Origin of the sequence: Candidatus Megaera venefica (assembly GCF_034554655.1) — a bacterium.
GTDB lineage: Bacteria > Pseudomonadota > Alphaproteobacteria > Rickettsiales > Rickettsiaceae > Megaera_A > Megaera_A venefica.
The window spans coordinates 1-3,467 of the sequence record NZ_JARJFB010000165.1 but is presented as its reverse complement, the minus strand read 5'-3'; the positions used below and the strand labels follow the sequence as shown (position 1 = coordinate 3,467).

Annotated in this window: 4 protein-coding genes; all 4 read left to right on the top strand. The window is 31.4% G+C overall.

The annotated features are described in order from the left end of the window. The first annotated feature begins 78 nt into the window (after nucleotides 1-78). Genes Megvenef_RS08130 through Megvenef_RS08115 form a run of 4 tightly spaced genes read left to right on the top strand, consistent with a single transcriptional unit; the run spans nucleotide 79 to nucleotide 3,369 of the window. Nucleotides 79-1,050, top strand: coding sequence for a glycoside hydrolase family protein (locus Megvenef_RS08130; RefSeq protein WP_322777447.1), 972 nt, complete (start codon nucleotides 79-81; stop codon nucleotides 1,048-1,050). Further along, on the top strand, nucleotides 1,031-1,495 hold the full coding sequence (locus tag Megvenef_RS08125; protein WP_322777446.1) for a GNAT family N-acetyltransferase: 465 nt from the start codon (nucleotides 1,031-1,033) through the stop codon (nucleotides 1,493-1,495). The genes Megvenef_RS08130 and Megvenef_RS08125 overlap by 20 nt, the downstream gene beginning before the upstream one ends. 9 nt (nucleotides 1,496-1,504) lie before the next feature. Continuing rightward, a complete protein-coding gene (locus Megvenef_RS08120; RefSeq protein WP_322777445.1) occupies nucleotides 1,505-2,254 on the top strand; it encodes a class I SAM-dependent methyltransferase in 750 nt (249 codons plus the stop codon). Beyond that, nucleotides 2,251-3,369 carry a DegT/DnrJ/EryC1/StrS family aminotransferase gene (locus Megvenef_RS08115; RefSeq protein WP_322777444.1) on the top strand — a complete coding sequence of 373 codons (1,119 nt, stop codon included), beginning with the start codon at nucleotides 2,251-2,253 and terminating at the stop codon, nucleotides 3,367-3,369. Before Megvenef_RS08120 ends, Megvenef_RS08115 begins: the two co-directional genes overlap by 4 nt. Nucleotides 3,370-3,467: the final 98 nt, after the last annotated feature.

Below are 3,467 nucleotides of genomic sequence, written 5' to 3'. Positions count from 1 at the left end.
GTTATTTATGTTGTACTTGGGAAATGAATTTGGTAAATATGGTTTTGGAATAGCAGAATTAGAGGAAAAAGAATTACGATGAAATTTAAAAAACTAGGTAAAATTTTTGATCCTTCCGATTCTTTTTTACTGAAAAATGACTTTGTTGGGTTTGCCCAATCACCACAAGCTTTGGTTTTTGATGATTTTATAAGAATTTACTTCTCAATAAGAAAAAAATCTAATAATGGTAAATTTTTAAGTCACATTCAATTTATAGATGTTACCAAAAATCTAGAGAAAATAATTAATTACTCACAAAATGAGGTAATTAAATTAGGAATGCCTGGTACATTCGATGAGCACGGTATCTTTCCGTTTAATGTAATAAGATTAGATAATATAGTTTATGGATACATAAGTGGGTGGACAAGAAGAGTGTCTGTTTCAGTAGACACCGGAATTGGTCTGTCGGTAAGTCATGACAATGGTACAACTTTTCAGAGAATTGCTGATGGACCTATCCTTAGCTCTTCTTTGTATGAACCATTTTTGGTAGGAGACCCATTTGTTCAAATGTATGAAGGTATTTTTCACATGTGGTATATTTTTGGTACTGAATGGAAAAAAGACCCCACTAATAATGGTTATGAACGTGTTTACAAAATTGGACACTGCACTTCTTTGGATGGCATAAATTGGCATAAACAAGGTAAACCAATTATAAAAGATAATTATGAAAATGAATGCCAAGCATTGCCCTCAGTAATAAAAATAAATGATATTTATCATATGTATTTCTGTTATAGACAACCATTTAACTTTAGAACAGATAAGGAGATGGGCTATCGTATTGGGTATGCTTATTCACAGGATCTACTAACTTGGATAAGAGATGATTCAAAAGCAGGAATTACAATCTCGGATTCTGGATGGGATTCCGAAATGATGTGCTACCCACATATTTTTAAATGTGACGAAGAGATTTATCTGCTATATAATGGCAATGAATTCGGCAAATATGGCTTTGGCGCAGCACGTTTAGAAAATTATGGAACCCCTTATTTATAAGAGAAAAGTAGCTAGTACTTCCGATATATATGAACATTTGAAAAAATGTTCTAAACACCATGTTCCAGCGTTGGATACTAGAGTAGATATCCAAAATTATGCCAAGAAACTTTTTGACTATGCACAGACTTTTGAGTGCTGGAATAGTGGCGATTTAGTTGGGCTGTTAGCAATCTATTGCAATGACAAAAATTATAATTCCAGTTTTATTTCCAATCTGAGTGTAATCTCTAGCCACTATAAACAAAATATTGCTTCTCAATTGCTTGAGAGATGTATAGAATACACAAAAATACTAGGATTTGATTCAATTAATTTAGAAGTACATATTGGTAATATAGCAGCGTTAAGCTTATATAAAAAGTATGGATTTTCTCAATTTTTGTATCACAGTAATGATGAAAAATCTTACTACATTCAAATGAAGAAAAACCTTAATTCTTGAAATAATTATATGACAATAATAAGAAATTATAATGAAGAATCTCTAGATAATTCAGATAGACAATATGCGTATAATTTTGATTTCGACGTAATGCATCATTTTATGATGAAATCATTTCAACCATTTTTTAAAAAAGGTAATGTTCTTGAACTTGGAAGTTATCAAGGCGATTTTACAACTAGGCTTTTGAGTAATTTTGATGATATTACCTGTGTTGAAGGTTCAGATAAAGCCATTGAAAAAGCAAAAAAGAAACTGTCTAACAAAGTGAAGTTTATAAATTCAACGTTTGAAAAAGTAAGCTTACCCGATAAATATAACAACATAGTTCTTACACATGTACTTGAGCATCTTGATAGTCCTGTTGACATCCTGAAAAGAATTAATGACGAATGGCTTTCTGATAACGGATATTTCTTTTTAGTTTGTCCAAATGCAAATGCGCCATCTCGGCAAATTGCTGTAAAGATGGGTTTAATTAGCCATAATTCAGCTGTTACAGAGGCCGAAGAAAAACATGGGCATCGTATTACCTATAGTTTGGATACATTAGAAAGAGATGCTAAACTGGCTGGCTTAAATATAGTTCATAGATCCGGGATTTTCTTTAAAGCTCTTGCTAATTTTCAATGGGATAAGTTATTAAATACCGATATCATTTCCGACGAATATCTAGAAGGTTGTTATGATTTAGGTCAGCATTATCCAGACCTTTGTGCAAGTATATTTTTGCTCTGTAATAAAGGAAAAAATAAATGAATAAAAAAACAACTTATGTAACATCTTCTTTTATAGGCGACAAAAAGAAAATAGTAGAAAATATCTACGATTGCCTTGAATCCGGTATGTTAACAAATGAGGGAGTACAAGTCAAAAAATTAGAGCAAGAACTAAAAGAATATCTTGATGTAGAAAATATTTCTCTATTCTGCAATGGGACAATAGCGCTTATGACTGCTCTTAAGGGCCTTGATTTAAAGGGAGAAGTAATTACAACTCCCTTCACTTTCCCTGCAACCGTACATGCATTAGAATGGCTTGGTATTAATCCGGTATTTTGTGATATTGATGCTGATACAATGTGTATTGATCCAGAAAAAATAGAAACTCTGATTACCAACAAAACATCAGCAATACTTGGAGTACACGTTTACGGAATGCCATGTGATGTTATTAAAATTGGCAAGATAGCGACTAAACATAACTTGAAAGTTGTATACGATGCAGCTCATAGTTTTCTTACCAAAATTAATAATAAATCTATAGGTTTATATGGCGATGTTTCCATGTTTAGTTTTCATGCTACAAAACTATTTAATACCATAGAGGGTGGAGCATTAATATATAATGATAAGGAATTAACAGAGCAATTTTATTTACTTAAAAATTTTGGTATTAAAACACCGGAAGAAGTCGTTTTATCGGGAATAAATGGTAAAATGAACGAAATACAAGCAATAGTTGGTTTAGAAAATTTACATTCATTAGAACCTGAAATTCAAAAGAGAAAAGAGCTATTTGATTTCTATAATTCAGAATTATCAAATATAAATGGTATTAAGCTAATCGATTATCCTGCAAATACTACTCCAAGTTTTCAATATTATCCAATTCGAGTCGAACAAGCTATTACAAATACTAGCAGAGATGTGATTTTTGAAGAATTGAAACTGCAAAATATTCTAGCCAGAAAGTATTTTTATCCTTTGTGTAGTAATTATCCTTTTTACAGTAATATACAATCTGCGAAGAAAGAATTTTTGCCAATTGCAAATAAAATTTCCTCAGAAATTTTATGTCTACCTTTTTATGGAAGCCTTGAAAAAGATACAGCAAACACTATTTGTAAGGTTATTAAGGCTTGCTGTAAATAAACCTTAGGGGACGTGTAGAGACTTTCCATCTATTTGTGTAAATTCGATTATAGGCACTTAAATTCTCCCTTCGAATTTGATCATAAAATGAGCCATAG